We start from the raw sequence: 20,277 nt of genomic DNA on the forward strand, positions 1-20,277 counted from the left end.
AATCGCTCGAGCTCGCAAAAAGCGCAAGCCGGTCGCCGAGATGAACGTAGTGCCCTACATCGACGTGATGCTGGTGCTGCTGGTGATCTTCATGGTGACCGCGCCGATGCTCAACCAGGGCGTGAAGGTTGATCTGCCCAAGGTTTCCAGTGAAGCCTTGCCGCAGGACAACAACACGCAGGTCCTGACCATTTCGATCAAGGCTGACAAGACCTATTACTGGAACCTTGGCAGCGAAGTCGACACCCAGAAGCAGCAGGACAAGGCCCTGACCTTGCCGGCGATGACCGATGCGGTGACCAAGATCATTCGCTCCGGCAACGAAGGCGGCAAGCACACCCAGGTATTTATCCGCGGCGACAAATCGGTCGACTACGGCTCCGTCATGGGTGCCATGGGCGGGCTGCAGAAAGCCGGCGTCGGTAACGTTGGCTTGATTACCGAGGCGCCCTGATGCAGCAACAGCGAGAGCCGTCCGCCTCGGAAAGCTACTTCTGGCCTGGCGTGTGGGCGATAGCCCTGCACGTCCTGGTGTTCGGCATGCTGTTTGTCAGCTTTGCCATGACCCCGGACCTGCCGCCAGCCAAGCCGATCGTGCAGGCGACCCTGTATCAGCTGAAATCGAAAAGCCAGGCCACCACCCAGACCAATCAGAAGATTGCGGGTGAAGCCCAGAAGTCGGCTGCGCGCCAGACTGAAGTCGAGCAGATGGAACAGAAGAAGGTCGAGCAGGAAGCGGTGAAGGCTGCTGCGGAACAAAAGAAAGAAGAGGCGGCTCAAAAGGCCGAGGAATCGAAAAAGGCCGACGAAGCCAAGAAAGCCGACGAGGCGAAAAAGGCTGATGAAGCCAAGAAAGCCGAGAAAGCTGCCGAAGCCAAAAAGGCTGAAGAGAAACAATTGGCTGATATAGCCAAGAAGAAATCTGAAGAAGAAGCCAAGAAGGCTGCCGAGGAAGAGGCCAAGAAAAAGGCCGCTGAAGAAGCCAAGAAAAAGATAGTCGAAGACGCGAAGAAGAAAGCCGCCGAAGACGCCAAGAAAAAAGCTGAAGCAGACGAGGCGAAGAAGAAAGTCGCCGACGAAGCGAAGAAGAAAGCTGCCGCCGACGCCTCCAAGAAAAAGGCCCAGGAAGCAGCACGCAAATCCGCCGAAGAGAAAAAGGCCCAGGCCCTGGCAGATTTGCTTTCCGACACGCCGCAGCGTCAGCAAGCCCTGGCCGATGAACGTGGTGATGAAGTCGCGGGCAGTTTCGACGACCTGATTCGGGCGCGGGCAGCGGAAGGCTGGACACGTCCACCTTCGGCACGCAAAGGCATGACAGTAGTGCTGCAGATCGGCATGTTGCCGGACGGTACGGTGACTTCGGTCAGCGTGGCCAAGTCCAGTGGTGACGGTACGTTCGACAGTTCAGCGGTTGCCGCGGTCAAGAATATTGGCCGGTTGACCGAGATGCAGGGAATGAAACCAAGTGACTTCGCTCCCTATCGTTCATTCAAGATGACATTCACACCTGAGGATCTAGCCTTGTGAGAAACCTTCTTCGAGGAATGCTTGTCGTTATTTGCTGTATGGCAGGGATAGCGGCGGCGGATGAAAAGAACATCCTGGTAACCAGCGGCAGCGATCGGGCTACTCCGATTGCGGTAGTACCGTTCGGTTGGCAGGGCGGCAGCGTGCTGCCGGACGACATGGCCCAGATCGTCAGCGACGACCTGCGTAACTCCGGTTACTACGCGCCGATTCCCAAAGGCAACATGATCAGCCAGCCCAACCAGGCCAGCGAAGTCGTGTTCCGTGACTGGAAAGCCATGGGCGCGCAGTACGTGATGGTCGGCAACATCACGCCGGCCGGTGGTCGCCTGCAGATCCAGTACACCTTGTTCAACGTGGCCACCGAGCAGCAGGTATTGACCGGCAGCGTATCGGGTACCGCCGAGCAACTGCGCGACATGGCCCACTACATCTCGGACCAGTCGTTTGAAAAGCTCACCGGTATCAAAGGGGCGTTCTCGACGCGCCTGCTGTATGTCACGGCTGAGCGTTTCTCTGTAGACAACACCCGCTACACCCTGCAGCGTTCGGACTACGACGGTGCACGTGCAGTGACCTTGCTGCAGTCCCGTGAGCCAATCCTGTCGCCGCGCTTCGCGCCGGACGGCAAGCGTATTGCCTACGTATCGTTCGAACAGCGTCGTCCACGTATCTTCGTGCAGCATATTGATACGGGTCGTCGTGAGCAGATCACCAACTTTGAAGGCCTCAACGGTGCGCCAGCCTGGTCGCCGGATGGTTCGCGCCTGGCTTTCGTGCTGTCCAAGGACGGCAACCCGGATATCTACGTGATGAACATGGCCTCGCGCCAACTGAGTCGCGTGACCAGCGGCCCGGGCATCAACACCGAACCGTTCTGGGGCAAGGATGGTTCGACCATCTACTTCACCTCCGACCGTGGCGGCAAGCCTCAGGTCTACAAGGCAAACGTGAACGGTGGTGGTGCTGAGCGTGTGACCTTTATCGGTAACTACAACGCCAACCCCAAGCTTTCGGCCGATGAAAAGACGTTGGTGATGATTCACCGTCAGGATGGTTTCACTAATTTCCGGGTTGCGGCCCAGGATTTGCAGCGCGGAACCGTTAAAATCCTTACAGATACCAACCTTGATGAGTCAGCCACTGTTGCGCCCAACGGCACCATGGTAATCTACGCCACCCGCCAGCAGGGCCGGGGAGTCTTGATGCTCGTGTCCATCAATGGACGCGTAAGGCTCCCACTTCCTACCGCACAAGGCGAAGTCAGAGAACCATCCTGGTCCCCTTACCTGAACTGACGCGGCGCTACAAAAAGAAGTACTTAACACACTGGGGTTCATTAGGAGTTTCACGATGGAAATGCTGAAGTTTGGTAAGTTTGCTGCTCTGGCTCTGGCTCTGTCCGTAGCCGTTGGTTGCTCCTCTAAAGGCGGCGACAATGCCGGTGAAGGCGCAGCTGTTGATCCAAACGCTGGTTACGGCGCTAACACTGGTGCGGTCGACGGCTCCCTGAGCGAAGAAGCTGCTCTGCGCGCTATCACCACTTTCTACTTCGAATACGACAGTTCGGACCTGAAGCCAGAAGCCATGCGCGCTCTGGACGTTCACGCCAAGGACCTGAAAGCTAACGGCGCTCGCGTTGTTCTGGAAGGTAACACTGACGCCCGTGGTACTCGTGAGTACAACATGGCACTGGGCGAGCGTCGTGCGAAAGCCGTTCAGCGCTACCTGGTACTGCAAGGTGTTGCTCCAGGCCAACTGGAACTGGTTTCCTACGGTAAAGAGCGTCCAGTTGCAACTGGCAACGACGAACAGTCGTGGGCTCAGAACCGTCGCGTCGAACTGCGTAAGTAATTCGTCATGCGAACGTGCCGTCGTGCTCTGACTGTATTGGCTCTCAGCCTCGCCCCGCTTGCGGTGTGGGCTGCGGTTCCTGTAACGGATAGCAACTCAGGCTATAACAATAGCGGGAGCAGTTATCCGCCAGCAGGTTATGGCACGAACGGCGCCTATGCGGGGGGAGCGGCTACGTCCGCTCCCTCGGCACAGGGCGAGCTGTTCAACCAGCTGCAACGCATGCAGGATCAATTGTCGCAGCAACAAGGCGCCATTGAAGTGCTGCAGAACCAGGTGAACCAGCTCAAGCAAGAAGGCCTGGAGCGTTACCAGGATCTTGATCGTCGTATTGGAGCCGGTGTTGCACCTGCCGCTACTCCTGATAATTCTGCTGCCGGTGGCGCGCCAAGCGCTGCTGCCGGTGGTGCTGCAGCTGGGGCCGCCGCGGCTGCCCCTGCCGCCAGCAGTGAACCGGGTGATCCGGCGAAGGAAAAACTGTATTACGATGCAGCCTTCGACCTGATCAAGGCCAAGGATTTCGATAAGGCCAGCCAGGCCTTTACCGCATTCCTGCGCAAGTACCCCAACAGCCAGTACGCGGGCAATGCCCAGTACTGGTTGGGTGAGGTCAACCTGGCAAAGGGTGATTTGCAGGGGGCAGGCCAGGCTTTCGCCAAGGTCAGCCAGCTGTACCCCAAGCACGCCAAGGTGCCGGATTCGCTGTACAAGCTTGCTGACGTAGAGCGCCGCCTGGGTCACACCGACAAGGTCAAAGGCATTCTGCAGCAGGTGGTTGCCCAGTATCCGGGTACCTCCGCCGCTCAGTTGGCCCAGCGCGATCTGCAACGCTTGTAAGCAATACCGCCCGTTTAGAAGAAACCCGCGCCTGGCGCGGGTTTTTTCGTTAGAATCCACGCCCTTTTATGAAACACGCTTCCTGGGGTTGGCGCGTTGGCGCAATCCCTTGAAGTGCCTGACGGAGGCGGACAGCCTGTTTAGCTGTTACGCCCGTGGCGACTATGCAAGACACATTACGTATTACCGAAGTCTTTTACTCGTTGCAGGGTGAAACGCGCACTGCTGGCCTGCCCACCGTATTTGTACGGCTCACCGGCTGCCCATTGCGCTGCCAATACTGCGACAGCGCCTACGCCTTCAGCGGCGGCACCGTGCGCACCCTCGACGACATCCTGGAACAGGTTGCCGGCTACCGGCCGCGCTACGTCTGCGTGACGGGCGGTGAGCCGTTGGCGCAACCCAATGCCATTCCCTTGCTCAAGCAGCTGTGTGACGCCGGTTACGAGGTCTCACTGGAAACCAGTGGCGCCTTGGACATTTCCGCTGTCGATCCGCGTGTAAGCCGGGTGGTCGACCTCAAGACCCCCGACTCCAAGGAAGCCCACCGCAACCGCTACGAGAACATCGACTTGTTGACGGCCAACGATCAGGTCAAGTTCGTCATCTGTTCCCGCGACGATTATGACTGGGCGACTTCCAAGCTGATCCAGTATGGCCTGGAGCGTCGCGCGGGCGAGGTGCTGTTCTCGCCCAGCCATCACGACCTGAACGCCCGTGAGCTGGCTGACTGGGTAGTGGCGGACAACCTGCCGGTACGCCTGCAATTGCAGCTGCATAAGTACCTGTGGAACGACGAGCCGGGGCGCTGATCCGGCGGCTGCGAGAGGCGTTCTGCTCACCGAATTACCGTTCAAATGCGTTTTTTCTGATTTATTTCAAATAAGGTGTTGAATAATCCTTAGAAATCAGTATTATACGCGCCACCACACAGCGGGTCGTTAGCTCAGTTGGTAGAGCAGTTGGCTTTTAACCAATTGGTCGTAGGTTCGAATCCCACACGACCCACCATTTTTGGCGGTTTAGAAAATCCGGAAGGCCCACGCAAGTGAGGATTTCCGGGTTTTTTTTTGCCTGTCATTTGGCCTGGCCGAGTCGACCTTGGGTCAGCGTCTGCTCAGATTTCCGTTGTCGTCCAGACATTCCTTAAATCAATCAAATACTCATACGCGAACCGGTGTTGGCCGAATAGTCCGATCGTTTGTGTGTGTTCAATGTGTATCAAATCTGATACCGCTGGTCGGAAAATCCTTCAAGAATTCAGTCGATATTTATTGCTTTTTAGTATTTACGTTAAAAATCATAAGGTTAGTAACGTGCAGGAAAATTCCTACGGTTTAGTCAGTTTGTTGGCGCGCCATTCCCACGATGTTAGTTTGCCATCCTTCGTCACGCGATGGATCGAACATGTCTGCCTCACTGCCACGGACTCGGTATTCACTGAGCATTGCCCTGCTTGCCTGCCTCGCTTCCCACTGCGTGATGGCGGCAACCCTGCCGGGGGATCAGGACCTGATCCGCGAGCGGCAAAACCGCCTGCTGGAAGACCAACAGCGCCGCCTTGAGCAGCTCAAGGAACTGCCTGGCAAAGAGGCCCGGCCCGAAGCGCCCGTAGCCCCGGTGGACAGCCGTTGCTTCCCGATCCAAACCATTGAACTCCAGGGTGCCGACCACCTGCCTGCCGCTGAACGCGAGCGTCTACTCAAACCGTACGCCGGTCAGTGCCTGGGCGTTGCACAACTCAATGCCCTGCTCAAAGACATCACCAACTACTACATCGACAAAGGCCTGGTGACCAGCCGCGCCTACTTGCCGCAGCAGGATATGTCCAAAGGGCATCTGCAAGTCCTGGTAGTGGAAGGCAAGCTTGAAGGCCTGAAGGGCGCCGGCACCGGCAAGCTGTCGGACCGCGAACTGGCCATGGCCTTTCCCGGCAAAAGCGGAGAGATATTGAACCTGCGAGAAATCGAGCAGGCTGTCGATCAACTCAACCGTTTGCCGTCCAATCAGGCACAGATGGAGCTGACGCCGGGCGAGGCCGTGGGCGGCAGCTCGGTATTGGTCAAAAACAACCCGCAAAAGCCATGGCGTGCCAGCCTGTCGCGCAACAACGATGGCCAGAAAAGCACCGGCGAACAGCAGTGGGGCACCGGCTTTGAATGGGACAGCCCGCTGGGCCTGGCCGATCAGCTGATTCTGCGCGGCGGCCACGACGCCGTCAGCGATCACCAGAAAACCTCCAGGAACGCGATGCTGTATTACAACGTGCCCTGGGGCTGGTGGAACTTTAGCTACAGCTACAACGAGAGCGACTATCGCTCGATTGCCCAAGGCGACGGTTTCAATTTCAAGCAAACCGGCGATAGCCAAAACCACCAACTGCGCGCTGAACGGGTGATCCACCGCGATGCCGTGAGCAAGACGTCGGTCAACGTCGGCCTGTCCCACCTGCGCACCAATAACTACATCGAAAGCAGCCGTATCAGACAGAGCAGTAATCGCCTCAGTGAACTGCAGCTGGGTATTAACCACGGCCGACGTATCGGCAGTGCGTTCGTCAACTTCGATATCGGTATGCAAAACGGCATCGGTGCCTTCGATGCCCAGAGCAACGATCAACAGCGCGACCGGCAAGGCAATCTCACCCCCACCCCGGACTACCGCAAATACACCGCCACCGTCAGCTACCTGCAGCCGTTCAAGCTGTGGGGTGAGTCGTTCAGTTTCACCAGCCTGGCCACTGGGCAGCGCAGTGAAGATGTGCTGTTCAGCCCTCAGCGTTTGAGCCTCGGGGGCTCCTCGTCGGTGCGCGGTTTCAAGGACCAGCAACTCTATGGCGACAGCGGCGGCTACTGGCGCAATGACCTGCGCTGGAGTCGCCCGGTGACCCTCGGTTGGCTGCGCCCGGTGTTCGGTGAATACGGTGCCAGCGTGGGCTACGACCAGGGCGTGATCCGCAACGGTCGCTACAACGGCGAAGTGCACGGCCGCGTCTCAAGCAACTCCCTTGAGCTGTTCGCCCGCGGCAAACACGTCAGCACCAGCGTGACCTTTGCCCACTCGCTGGAACGACCGGCTGCGCTGCTTGAGCGTGAAGCACCGATCTACTTCCGCATGGATTTCTTCCTGTAATTCAACGCCCAGTTGCAACGAGAATTTGAAATGGATGTTCGCCAATTTGCCTTCCTGGTTCGCCAGCCATCTGCTGCCCTGAAAAGCCGTGACGCGTTCCTCGGCCTGCCCAAACGTGGCCTGGCGCTGATCCTGGCCAATGCGCTGTTCTGGCAACCGCTGCTGGCCCAGGCCGAAGGCATCGTGGTCAGCGCGCCCGGCACCTCGGTCGGCCAGGCGGGCAATGGCGTGCCGGTGGTGAACATCGCCACCCCCAATGGCAGTGGCTTGTCCCACAACCAGTTCAAGGACTACAACGTCGGCACCAACGGCGTGATCCTCAACAACGCCACCGAACGCACTCAATCGACGCAACTGGGCGGCATCATCCTGGGCAACCCGAACCTGCAGGGCCGCGCTGCCAATATCATCCTCAACGAAGTCAACGGGGGCAGCCCGAGCCAATTGCGCGGCTACACCGAAGTGGCGGGCCAGTCGGCCAAGGTCATCGTTGCCAACCCCTACGGCATCACCTGCAGTGGCTGCGGCTTCATCAACACCCCCAACGTTACCCTGACCACTGGCAAACCCATCCTCGATAACGGCCGCCTGGATCGCTACCAGGTCGATGGCGGTGCCGTGACTATCGACGGCCAGGGCTTGAACGCCAGCAACGTCGACCGCTTCGAAATCATCACCCGTTCGGCCAGGATCAATGCGCAGATCAATGCGCGCAACTTGAGCGTGGTTGCCGGGCGCAATGATGTAAATGCGCAGACCTTGAACGCCACCGCCCGCGCCGATGACGGCAGTGCCAAGCCGGAGCTGGCGATTGACTCGATGGCGTTGGGTGGGATGTATGCCGGTGCGATCAGGCTGGTAGGCACCGAGGCGGGTGTGGGGGTGAAACTCGACGGTACGCTCATTGCCAGTGGCGGTGATATTCAGCTCGATGCCAAGGGTCAGTTGAAGATGGCGCAAGCCAAAGCCGAAACTGGCGCGATCAACATCAAGGCCGCCAGTGTGCAGACGCAAGGGCATGTACATGCTGGCACGACACTGGATGTGCAAAGCCTCGGTGACTTGAATAATCAGGACAAACTCAGTGCCCGCGACCGCATCACGCTGTCCAGCGGCGGCCAACTGACCAACAGCGGCATTGTCGAGTCCGGGGTCAACCTGGACCTCAGTCGCAATGCCACAGGAGATCTCAGCCTCAGTGGGCAGACCGTCAACAACAACGGCGGCAGCGTGGTCGCCAGCCGTAACCTGACCGTCACCGCCACACAAACCCTGAACAATCAGGGCGGAACCTTGAGCGCCAAACAGGCCGCCAATGTCAGCGCTGGCACCCTGGACAACCAGAACAATGGCCGAGTGTTGAGCACAGGCAGTCTTGAGCTGAACGCCAGCCAATTGCTCAACGCCCAAGGTGGGCTGGTCAACAGTAACGGGCCGCTGACCGCAACTGTCGGCCAGTTGAGCAACCGCAGTGGCGAGGTGTCCAGCCTGGGCGCCGCTACGCTGAATATCGCCACGCTGGACAACGTCGCAGGCTTAGTGACCGCCAATCAGGGGCTGCGCATCACTGCCAGCGGCGACATCAATAACCAGGGCGGCAAACTCACCAGCCTCGATACATTGAACCTCACCGCCAAGGCCGTGGATAACAGTGCCGCAGGGCGCATTACCAGTACTCAGGCCCTGACCGCCAACGTCGCCAGCTTGAACAACAACGCCGGACACTTGACCAGTACCACATCGCTGACGCTGGACGTAAACAAGGGCCAGTTGAACAACCAGAAAGGTTTGGTTCGTGGCCCGACCTTAGTCTTGAACAACTTGGCCGACGTCGATAACCAGGGCGGTGAAATCTCCAGCACTCAGGGCTTCACCGTCGCCGCGAAGAATGTGAACAACAGCGGCGGCAAACTGCTCAGTGAGCAGGGTTTGACCCTGCGGCTGGATGGGGCGTTGACTAACACAACAGGCGAAGTGGCCAGCGCCCATGCCACTGAACTGCATGCAGCCAGCCTGGATAACAAAGGTGGCAAGGTCACGGGCGATACCGGGTTGACGGTCGATGTAAGCGGTGCGCTGAACAACCGCCAAGGCGTGCTCCGTAGCGGTCAAGCGGCATCGATCAGCGCCGCCAGCCTGGATAACAGCCACACCGGCAAAGTGATCAGTGACGCCAGCCTTACCACGCGTATCGCAGGCCTGCTGGACAACCAGAGCAGCGGCTTGCTTAGCGCCAAAGCCAAGATGGATGTGCGGGCGGGCAGCCTCGATAACCGTGGCGGCAGTTTGAGCGGTAAAGACTTGCTGACCCTGACCACCGCCAGCCTCGACAACCGAGGTGGCAATGTCCGCGCTGACAAGGACATGCAACTCAACGTCGCCCAGTTGAATAACCAAGACAAAGGCCTGCTCATCGGGCAGGCGGCGGTCCGTTACCAGGGGGCGACCCTGAATAATCAGGGCGGCCTGCTCAGCGCCGTCGGGCCGGTGCGCCTGGACACGACGACCGTAGAAAACGCCCGCGGGCGTATCTCCAGCAAAGGCGATCTGATCGCCAATGTCACTCATTTCAATCAGCAAAAGGGCGAGTTGGTTGCGTCAGGCACCATGATGCTGACTGGCAGCACACTGGATAACAGTAACGGTGGCACGATAGGTGCGACACAAGCGCTGACGCTCACCGTCGATGACATCAATAACCAGGCCGGAGCAATCTCCAGCGCCATAGACGTCAACCTGGCGGGCACTTACCTCAACAACAGCCGTAACGGCAAGCTGCTGGCTGGCACTGACTTGGGTCTCAAGGTGGCGCAAGTCATCAACCAGAGCGAAGGCCTGTTGTTCGGTAAAGGCAAGGTGACCCTGCAAGGTAAGAGTCTGGACAACAGTGGCGGCACAGTATCCGGTGTACAAGGTCTGACCCTGACCCATAGCGGTGACGTGGATAACACCAGTGGTTTGCTCACCAGCGAAAGCGGCATCACCGCCACAACCGGCGGACTAAATAATACGTCAGGCAAAGTATCGAGTACCGGAGCTGTGGCACTGAGCGCCACGGGCGCGCTGACTAATCACAATGGGGCAGTGACTACCGATAAAGGGTTGACCCTCAACAGTGCCAGTCTGGACAACCGCAGCGGCACACTCAGCGCCAAGGGCGCGGTCAAAGTGACCACCGGCGCTTTCGACAATACCCAGGCCGGTAGCCTGATCAGCAAGGACACGCTGACCCTGACCGCTGGCCAGGTCAGCAACGGTGCGAATAGCCGCATCGTCAGCGACAACGCACTGACCGCCAGTGTCACCGGTTTTGACCAGCAGGGCGGGAAGCTTACCAGTGTGACGTCACTGAGCCTTGACCTGAACAACGGCCAACTGAATAACCAGCAAGGCATGATCAATGCTCCTTTGTTGGTGCTGAAAAACCTCAACGGGGTTAATAACCAGAACGGCGAGATTTCCAGTACCCAGGCGTTCACCCTGGCCAGCAAAAGCCTGGATAACAGCAACGGCAGGCTCATCAGCAACCAGGCACTGACCCTGCGCATCGACCAGGCCCTTAGCAACATCAAAGGCCTGGTTTCTGCGGCTGCGCTGCAGGTGCATAGCGCCAGTCTGGATAACAGCAGCGGCCTGCTCAGCAGCCGTGGCGAGTTGGGTATCACCGTCGATGGAGTGCTCAAGAACCAAGATGGCACGATAGTAGGCGACGCGGGCATGAAGCTGACGGCGGCCAGCCTGGAGAACAATGACGGGGAGATTTCCAGCAAGGGCGACCTCACCGCAGACATCACCAATATCACCAACCAGAACGGTAAGTTGATCGCACAAGGCGCGTTATCCCTTGACGGCCAGACGCTGGATAACCAACGAAAAGGCTACGTGAGCGCCACCCAAAAGACCGACGTCAAAATGACCAAGGTGGACAACCGGGGCGGCGAGATCTCCAGCAAGGCCGCTGTTCAGATAACCGGTCAAGGTTTGGATAACAGTGACGGCGGCATGGTGCTCGCCGCGACCGACTTGACGCTGAACGTCGATGACGTACTCAACCGTAACAAGGGCCAACTCAGCGGCCAGAGTGGTGTGACCCTGGAAGGCACCACGCTGGACAACAGCGGCGGCAGCCTTATCAGCCAAACAGACCTTGGCCTTGAACTCAGCGGCGAGCTGAATAACAACCAAGGTCGACTGAGCAGTGAAGGTCTTTTGACCGTCGAAGCTGGGAGTCTGAACAACCGTAAAGGCAAGCTGTCCAGTGCTGGGGCATTGGACGTCACCGCCCACGGCGCCGTCGATAACCAGGGCGGTGAGATGGTCACCGACGCAGGTCTGACCCTGAACAGCACCAGCCTGGACAACAGCCAGAAAGGTACGTTGAGCAGCAAAAGTGCGTTGGTCATCACCACCGGCGCATTCGACAACAGCCACTCCGGCAACGTCAGCACCCGCGACACGCTGAATATTACCGCAGGGCAATTGACCAACCACGACGGTGGCCGCCTGACCAGCGAAAAAGCGCTGACTGCCAATGTCACCGGCCTGGATCAACAAGGCGGGAAGCTGTTCAGCAACACGTCTGTCGCACTGGACCTGAAAAACGGTCAGTTGAATAACCAGGGCGGCCTGATCAACGGCCCGCTGTTGATGTTGAAAAACCTCAAGGGCGTGAACAACCAGGGCGGTGAAATCTCCAGTGCCCAAGCCTTCACATTGACCGCTGACAGCCTGGATAACAGCAGCGGTAAATTGCTCAGCTACCAGGCCCTGACCCTGCGCATCACCCAGGCCCTGAATAACGTTAAAGGCCTGATTGCCGCCCAGTCCGTCGACGGCCGCGCCGCCACCCTGGACAACAGCGGTGGCACCCTGACCAGCCGTGGCGACACGTTGCTTAATGTCGACGGCCAGCTCACCAACCAGGATAAGGGGTTGATCAACGCGGCTAATGCTCTAACCCTCAACAGCGCTGGTGTGAACAACCAGGGCGGTTCTGTGTTGGGCAAGTCGATTGCCATCGACCTGGGCGGCGGTGACCTGAACAACACCAAGGGCCTGATCACCACCGAAGGTCAATTGACCATCAAACGCCTGCGCGACCTGAGCAACCAGAGTGGTGAGATTTCCACCGCGCAAAACCTCACCCTCAGTGGCCGCACGCTGGATAACAGCTCAGGCAAACTGATCAGCAACACTGTGCTCACTCTGGACGGCACCCAGCTGACTAACCAAGGTGGCCTGATCTCGGGTTGGCAAGGTGTCAGTGTCAATGGCGTGGACTTGGACAACCGCAACCAAGGCACCGTCTCCAGCCGTTTTGGCAACGTCGATGTAACGCTGAGCAACAGCCTGCTCAACAGCGGCGCCGGTGCGCTGGTCAGCCAAAAAGCGCTGACCGTCAAAGCTGACAGCCTCGACAACAGCGACAAAGGCATCCTCTCCAGTGCGGGCGGGCAAACCCTGACTGTCACCGGGGTGCTCAAAAACGCCGGCGGTGGATTGATCGACAGCGGCGCGGCCCTCGATCTGAACGTGCATACACTCAACAACGCAGGCGGCACGGTCAATGCGCAACAGGCCCTCAGCCTTATCGGCACCAGCCTCGACAACAGCGCTGGCAACCTGATCGGCAACGGCAGCGTAACCCTCGACCTGCTCGGCGCCCTGACCAACACCGACGGCAAACTTGCCAGCGCCGGTGCGCTGCTGCTCAAACGCGCCACTGAGGTCAACAACCAAGGCGGCCAACTGGTCAGCCAAAGCTTGCTGACCCTGTTCGCGGGCAGCCTGGACAACCGCAAACGCGGCACCGTCGCGTCCAACGGCACGCTGCTGGCCACCACCACTGGCGCCATCCAAAACGATGGCGACGGGTTGATCTACAGCCAGAACGCCGACCTGAAACTCAAGGCCGCCAGCCTCGACAATGCCAAGGGCTCGATCCAAAGCCAGACCGCCCTGAACCTCGACATCAGCGGAGCCCTCGACAACCAAAGCGGCAAAGTCATCGCGCAAAACGGCGCTGTCGACATCAAGGCCACAACCATCGACAACCGTGGCGGCACCCTGGCCAGCCTCAAGGGCACTCTGCAAGCCAAAGCGCTGGGTGGCTTGCTGCGCAACGACTTTGACCTGAACAACAACCGTCAGGCCGGCATCATCCAGGCCCAAAGCCTGATCCTCACCAGTGCCAGCCTCAACAACAACGGCGGCCGCATCGCCGCGCAAACCGGCGACACCGACATCACCACCGGCGCCTTCGACAACCGCGATGGCGGGCTGTACGCCAAAGGGACGGTCAAGGTCATCGGCAGCAGTTTTGATAACAGCGGTGATGTACGCGGCCAGGTGGCAGGCGGGCAGGTTGACCTCAAGCTCAGTGGCGGGGCACTGAACAACCAGAAAGGCATTATTGAAAGTGACACCACGCTGAAGGTCGAGGCGGATAGCGTGGATAACCAGGGCGGGCAACTGCGGGCTTTGGGCAAGAACGGCAAGACTGACTTTCAGATTGGGGGTGTGTTTGATAACCGCAATGGTGTACTGGAAACCGCCAACAGCGATTTGACGTTGAAGGCCAGTGGCTTCCAGAACGTGGGCGGCAGTCTGTTGCATGTGGGCGCCGGTGCGTTTGACATCAGCACGGCCAACCTGACCAACGTGGGCGGCAACGTTGTCACCCGAGGCGGCCTGACCCTGACTGCTGATGACTGGACCAACAGCAGTGTAATCCAGGCAGGGCGGTTGACCGTTAACGTCAAGACACTTAACCAAACGGCAGAAGGGCAGTTGCTGGCTTCCGATAGTTTGGTGGGCAAAGGTATCAACTGGTCCAACGAGGGGTTGATTGCCAGCGATGGCAGCCTCAGCGTGACGTTGGACGGGACCTATAGCGGCGGTGGCCGAACCACCAGCCAGGGCATCTTTGGGTTAAGTGCGGCGCAGGTAAATCTGGCCAGTACCGGGCGCCTGGCAGGTGGTGGTATTACGTCGATTGATGTGGGGCAGCTCACCAACTACGGGCGGTTGACGTCCAATGAGGTAATGACCGTCAAGGTCAATACCTTGAGCAACTTCGGCACCCTGGGCGCCGCTCAGGACTTGACGATCAAGGCGTCGACGCTTGGCAATGAAGGTGGATTGATATTCAGCGGCCGTGATATGGATCTGCTGGTTAACGACTTCACCAACCAAAAAAAAGGCGCTGTGTATAGCTTCGGTGATTTGGACATTGCCGGGGTAAGCGGTGGGCGCGCGAATGAAGTTAATAATCTGGCGTCATCGATTAACGTTGATGGTGACTTCTCATTGTCTGCCAACAGTTTCAACAACAAAACTGACGGGATCTTGGGGGCAGAAAAATTTTTGTCAGGTGATATCCGATTCAGACTTTCTGGCACCTTTTACGTCGATGAGCGTTATGAGTCCCAATCGTCGATCACGGGAGAGCGGGCTACGGTTTCTGTGGCGGGGAGCTTGGGGGCAAATGTAGGACGATTTACAAATACGGCTTCGCTCATTTCTGCAGGCAAAAATATTACGCTAAACGTTGATACCTTCGAAAACTTAGCGTTGCAGTCGGGTAGTTTTACACGGTCCCGTGTATTTGACGGCGTTCGCAACATTGACCGCTTGGTAAGCGAGCGAGGCGAGGGGCCGCTGGAGGCGTATGCAAGGAGAAACTCTCGTAACTTATATTCCTACGGTGGAATGCGCCACGAGATCGACAAAGGCGGTACAAAGTTTGAGCTGAATGATTTTGATAGACAGGCGACCACTCGCCCCAATTCGCAGTTTGGGATTGGTGCCGAAGTCGCTGTGCCTGCACAGATACTCTCGGGCAGCCTGAAAAGTGACGTTAAAGTCTTCACGGATGGCGGTGGCAGCGTGCCGTCGATCATTCAGGCGGGGCAAACGATCGACATAAACGCCAAAACCACTATCAATAACAGCAGCCTGCAAGCCCATGCGGAGTTTGTGGGCACGGCCAAAGGGGTTGTCGATACACAGGTGGGCAAGGCCACCAGCGCGACTGTTATTCACTTAAATGCTCAATTGCCTGCTGACTTGGCGCAACAACAAGTAAATCCGCTGGCTCTGCCTGGGTTCAGCTTGCCAGAAGGTCAAAACGGACTGTTCCGCCTGAGTGGGCACGGTGCATCCCAAGCGAGCTCGAATGCACCGCAGAGTTGGGTGATGGGGGCTTCAGAAATCAGTGTTGAGCAACGCGAAAAAGAACTACCTCTCAGCAAAGGCGCTGATATTAGTGCTCTGAGCGCCTCCCGGTTGTTGGCGGCCACTACTGGCTTGAACACCGCTGCGCAGCCGGTGGAGAGTGTGGCCGGTGAAGTCAACATTATCCAGATAGATGCTCCCGCCTCCGGTGCAGTAGACCCTGAGATTCCTAATCGTAATCCGGGGAATATCGGAAGTACTTTGACACCAGTTGCGGCGCTTGCCAGTGCGGCTGATAGTCAGGCCATCAATCGTGTTCAAACCCTTCCGGACAGCCAGTTCCGCAGTCATCCAAATAAATACCTGATTGAAACCAACCCGGCCCTGACTGACCTCAAACAGTTCATGAGCTCGGACTACCTGCTGTCCAAACTGGGCTACAACCCCGATGACAGTTGGAAGCGTCTGGGTGATGGTTTTTATGAACAAAAACTTATCCAGCAAGCAGTGGTAGCACGCACGGGTCAACACTTCCTCGCCGGCATGAACACCGACGAAAAGCTGTTCAAGTACTTGATGGACAACGCCATCCAGAGCAAGCAACAGCTGAATCTGGCGGTCGGTGTCAGCTTGAGCGCTGCGCAGGTAGCGGCCTTGACCCATGACATTGTCTGGCTTGAAAAAAATGAAGTAAACGGCGAGCAGGTCCTGGTACCGGTGCTGTACCTGGCTCAAGCCAACAACCGTCTTGGCCCCAACGGCGCATTGATTGCAGCGAACGACATCAACCTGATTGCTGGGGAAAACCTGACAAGCGGCGGCACGTTGCGTGCCAGCCGGAATTTGTCGGCTGCTGCGGGACAAAATTTGGTCAATAGCGGCCTTATCGAAGCAGGCGGGCGTATCGACCTGCTCGCGGGTAACAACCTTGTAAACAAAGCCGGGGGCATCATTTCCGGGCGTGACGTCAAGATGACGGCGATCAACGGCGACGTGATCAACGAGCGCACGGTCAACCAGTATCAGACGATCTACAACGGCGTTAACCAGTTGAATGGTGTTGTAGATAGCGCAGCGCGAATTGAGGCGGCTAACAACCTGAGTATGGGAGCCGGACGCGACGTCAGCTCCGTGGGCGGCGTGATCAGGAGTGGCGCTGACACCGTTATTCGCGGTGGTCGTGACGTCAATGTGGCCTCTGCTCAGCAGGTCGATAGCTTTAATCCGGGCAGCAGAAACAGTAGTCAAACCATTACTCAATATGGCTCCACCCTTGAGGTCGGGCGCGACCTCAGCGTAGTCGCGGCCCGTGATATCAACGCCATCGCCAGCCAGATCGATGCCAAACGCGACGTGGCCATGGCAGCTACCGAGAATTTGCTGCTGTCCTCGGCGGCTGACGAACAGCACTCCTACAGTAAGAAAAAGAAAGTCACCCGCCAGGAAGACCATGTCAGCCAGGTGTCCACCACTGTTACCGCTGGCGGTGATGTGAGCCTCAGTGCAGGCAAAGATATGGCGCTAATTTCCAGTCGAATCACGGCGGGCGATGAGGCGTATCTGGTCGCGGGCGGCAATCTCGAACTTTTGGCCGCGCAAGACAGCGATTACTCACTCTACGACCGAAAGAAAAAAAGCGGTTTGGGAGGCAAGCAAACCAAGCGTGATGAAGTGACCGATGTGAAGAATATCGGCAGCGAAATCAAAACCGGTGGTGACCTTACTCTTGAGAGTGGCGGGGATCAGAAGTACCAGGTGGCGACGCTGGAAAGTGGCAAGGACTTGAGCATTGCCAGTGGTGGAGAAATCACATTTGAAGGCGTCAAAGATCTCCATCAGGAGAGTCATGAGAAAAGTAAAAGCAGCTTGGCCTGGAACAGTTCCAAGGGTAAGGGCAATACCGATGAGACGCTGCGTCAAACGCAACTGATTGCCCAGGGTAACCTTGCGATCAAAGCTGTCGATGGCCTGAAAATCGACATCAAACAGATCGACCAGCAAACCGTTAGCCAAACCATCGATGTAATGGTCAAGGCCGACCCGCAATTGGCGTGGTTGAAAGAAGCCGAGAAACGTGGGGATGTGGATTGGCGGCAAGTGCGAGAAGTGCATGAGTCGTTCAAGTACAGCAACTCCAGCCTCGGGCAAGGGGCGATGCTGGCGATCATCATCGTGGTGACGGTACTGACAGCCGGGGCCGCGAGTGCCGGAGTTGGCACCCTTGCAGGCGCGACCGCAGGATCGGGCTCAGCCATGGCCGCCGGTACCGCTGCTACAGCCGCAACGGCGGCTACGGCGACCACAGCTGCGACTGCGGCAACCTCTGCGGTGGCGGCCGGTTGGGGCAACGTCATGGCTTCGGCGGTGCTCACCTCGGTGGCGAGCAACAGCGCCGTCAGCTTTATCAACAACGGCGGCAATATTGGCGCGACGTTCAAGGACATTACTTCCAGCGATAACCTGCGCAGCTATGCCACGGGCGCGTTGACCGCAGGGTTCACTGCAAGTGTCCTGGACCCGGCATTTGGCGTGACCGGTGATAACGTCAACAAGGTCACGAAAGGCTTTAATCTCAGCTCGGCATCGGATGTCGGCAAGTTTGCGGCTTATTCAGGGGCTCAGGGCGCAGCACAGGCGGGCTTTGGTACCGCGCTACAAGGTGGCAGCCTTGGTGACAACCTCAAACAATCGCTGGTCTCCCAGGCGCAAGGTGTTCTGCGCGGGGTTGCCTTCAATGCGGTCGGCGACTTTGCGGATCATAAAGAATGGGATAACGCGAGCGTTGAGAAAACGACGCTGCACGCGCTGGTCGGTGGCTTGCTCAGTGAGGCGGCAGGCGAAGGGTTTGTCACAGGGGCGATGGCCGCGGGGGCAAACGAGGCGTTAAGCGAGCGTCTAAGTGCGTTGGTGAAGGGTGACAAACAGCTGGAGCTCGCTGCGTCGCAGTTGGTGGGGCTTACGGCCGCAGCGATAGTTGACGGTGATCTGCAAACCGGGATCGATATTGCCAAAGACGCCACGGCGTATAACCGTCAACTGCATCCTGAAGAAAAGCGTCTGTTAAAAGAAAAAGCCGCTCAACTTACCCGCGAGCGACAGCAGCCAACGCTGTCGGGATTCAGTTGGGAAGAGCTTCTGACACTGGCCAGCGACAGCCAACTGGATAACGCGACGGCACATAAATACGAAGCTTTGCGTGCCCAACTGAGCCAAGGTAATCAGCAAGGAAATCCACTGGTTGGAAAGTTCTCCGACGATATGGCTGTTGCCCAAGCCGTTGTAAACCAGATGAGCGCCCAAGGCACGCCGCTGCGATGGAAAGACGGCTCGGTTGTGACTGCGTACGGCAAACCGGTAATAGCTTTCCAGGCTACCGCCCAGCAAAAGGCCGACAGCGGATTATTTGCCGCTAACGGTGCCGGGTCTTATGGGCCGACAGGCGGAACGCTTCAGGCGGATGCCAATCGTTTTGGTGTTAATGCCGCAGTCAATCGTCATCCGGAAATCAGTGTGTTTGATGGATCAAGTGATGCATCGGATAGCACTCGCGAGCGTGTTAAGGATGCGACTGTCGGAGGGCTGAAGGACGTTACTTTACTCGACGTCATGCCGATTGGTCGGGCTGCTGTGGTGGGTCGCAAGGTCGCGGCTACTGTTGAGGCTGAGCTCGCCGAACAAGCGGGTGGTGCGGTATTGCGTGGTAGCGCGACTTATGTCGAGAGCAAGGTTGTGCAGGCCAATACCACGGTGCAATTGAGTGAGACGGTGACATTAGCCAGTGGCAATATTTTGCCGAAGGGGAGTGTCGTTACCGTTTCTGATGATGCTATGAAGGTTGTTTACCCGGATGGGGTAAGTGAAGTAGGCTCTTATAGCAAGGCGTTTTCTCAACCTCTGTTGCTTCCTGGTGCGGGTGCAAAAGCGGCAGGTGAAGTCGTGCCTCCCGCGCCTGTGGTTACTTCTGGTACGACTCGGACAGGTGTTGTTCGTACAAATGCCGCAGACTGGAGAGTACTACGTGATAACTGGGATGACCTTGGATATGGCCAAATCTTAAGTACTGAAAATCGGGCCGCGATTGCTAAAGGGAAGACTCCGAAGGTCGACGATGCATGGGTTAAAGTTTTTCCTGAAGATGCAGGGCTAAAGGGTGAGAGAATACCTATGCATCATGTTCAGGGTTCGCCACTTACTGTGCCCCTGCCTGATACACGGCATTTGGACGCGCATATGCCAGGAGGATTTAGATATAATCCGGGCGGTCCAGGGTCAGCTCTCCCGGCATACCCTCCGAAAAAAGGAGCTGAGTAATGCACTCCATACCGCTAGAGCTTGCGAAGCAAAAGTTAATTTTTTACGTGGCTCAGGATTTGGATCAGTCTATTAGATCTAATGTGCAGCAGCTTGTGAATGAGGTTGCTGCGTCAAGAATATGGAGCGTTACTCCGCCAAGCTTTATTGACGAGATAGACGAGAGTGGTACGGAAGTAGTAGGTGGGATTTTGGAAATTTATTCGGCTTTGCCGCCAAACCTACTTCCTATTGAGATGGACTCGAAAAACCTAGATGACGTAGAGGCGCTGGTAGGTGCCGTAAAAAAATTATCTGAAAATGAAAGTCTTTCCTTTGAGTTTCAGTTAGATACTACTTATGTTGGCGCTATTGAGGACGGTGTTATTGATCGAGTCCTGCTGGACGGTTTGCTAGTACCGTGGCGAAATCACCTCAAAGGGAAAATTTGAGTTGGTGCAA

The 20,277-nt window shown here is 57.4% G+C and carries 9 protein-coding genes and 1 tRNA gene; all 10 read left to right on the forward strand.

The annotated features are described in order from the left end of the window. Position 1 precedes the first annotated feature (1 nt). The 10 genes from tolR (at position 2) to QMK52_RS13240 (ending at position 20,267) form a co-directional block, all read left to right on the forward strand. Positions 2-454, forward strand: a complete 453-nt coding sequence (gene tolR / locus QMK52_RS13195; RefSeq protein ID WP_161793227.1) for a protein TolR — start codon at positions 2-4, stop codon at positions 452-454. Next, positions 454-1,527, forward strand: a complete 1,074-nt coding sequence (tolA, locus tag QMK52_RS13200; RefSeq protein ID WP_005790902.1) for a cell envelope integrity protein TolA — start codon at positions 454-456, stop codon at positions 1,525-1,527. The genes tolR and tolA overlap by 1 nt, the downstream gene beginning before the upstream one ends. A gap of 17 nt (positions 1,528-1,544) precedes the next feature. After that, entirely contained in the window at positions 1,545-2,825 is a 1,281-nt protein-coding gene (gene tolB, locus QMK52_RS13205) for a Tol-Pal system beta propeller repeat protein TolB (RefSeq protein WP_320404164.1), read from the forward strand. Positions 2,826-2,880: 55 nt separating this feature from the next. Continuing rightward, positions 2,881-3,381, forward strand: coding sequence for a peptidoglycan-associated lipoprotein Pal (gene pal, locus QMK52_RS13210; protein ID WP_003193861.1), 501 nt, complete (start codon positions 2,881-2,883; stop codon positions 3,379-3,381). Between the two features lie 6 nt (positions 3,382-3,387). Then, entirely contained in the window at positions 3,388-4,218 is an 831-nt protein-coding gene (gene ybgF / locus QMK52_RS13215; protein WP_005790895.1) for a tol-pal system protein YbgF, read from the forward strand. Between the two features lie 164 nt (positions 4,219-4,382). After that, positions 4,383-5,030: a 7-carboxy-7-deazaguanine synthase QueE gene (gene queE / locus QMK52_RS13220; RefSeq protein ID WP_005790893.1), complete on the forward strand. Its 648-nt coding sequence runs from the start codon at positions 4,383-4,385 to the stop codon at positions 5,028-5,030. 123 nt (positions 5,031-5,153) lie between these two features. Then, a tRNA-Lys gene (locus QMK52_RS13225) sits at positions 5,154-5,229 on the forward strand. Between the two features lie 396 nt (positions 5,230-5,625). Continuing rightward, entirely contained in the window at positions 5,626-7,350 is a 1,725-nt protein-coding gene (locus QMK52_RS13230; RefSeq protein WP_320404165.1) for a ShlB/FhaC/HecB family hemolysin secretion/activation protein, read from the forward strand. A gap of 30 nt (positions 7,351-7,380) precedes the next feature. Beyond that, positions 7,381-19,836 (forward strand): filamentous hemagglutinin N-terminal domain-containing protein, encoded by a 12,456-nt coding sequence (locus tag QMK52_RS13235; protein ID WP_320404166.1) that lies wholly within the window; start codon positions 7,381-7,383, stop codon positions 19,834-19,836. Next, entirely contained in the window at positions 19,836-20,267 is a 432-nt protein-coding gene (locus QMK52_RS13240) for a hypothetical protein (RefSeq protein ID WP_057006052.1), read from the forward strand. The genes QMK52_RS13235 and QMK52_RS13240 overlap by 1 nt, the downstream gene beginning before the upstream one ends. The last annotated feature ends 10 nt before the right edge of the window (positions 20,268-20,277 follow it).

The organism is Pseudomonas sp. P9_2 (assembly GCF_034008255.1).
In the GTDB taxonomy this organism is placed as follows: domain Bacteria; phylum Pseudomonadota; class Gammaproteobacteria; order Pseudomonadales; family Pseudomonadaceae; genus Aquipseudomonas; species Aquipseudomonas synxantha_A.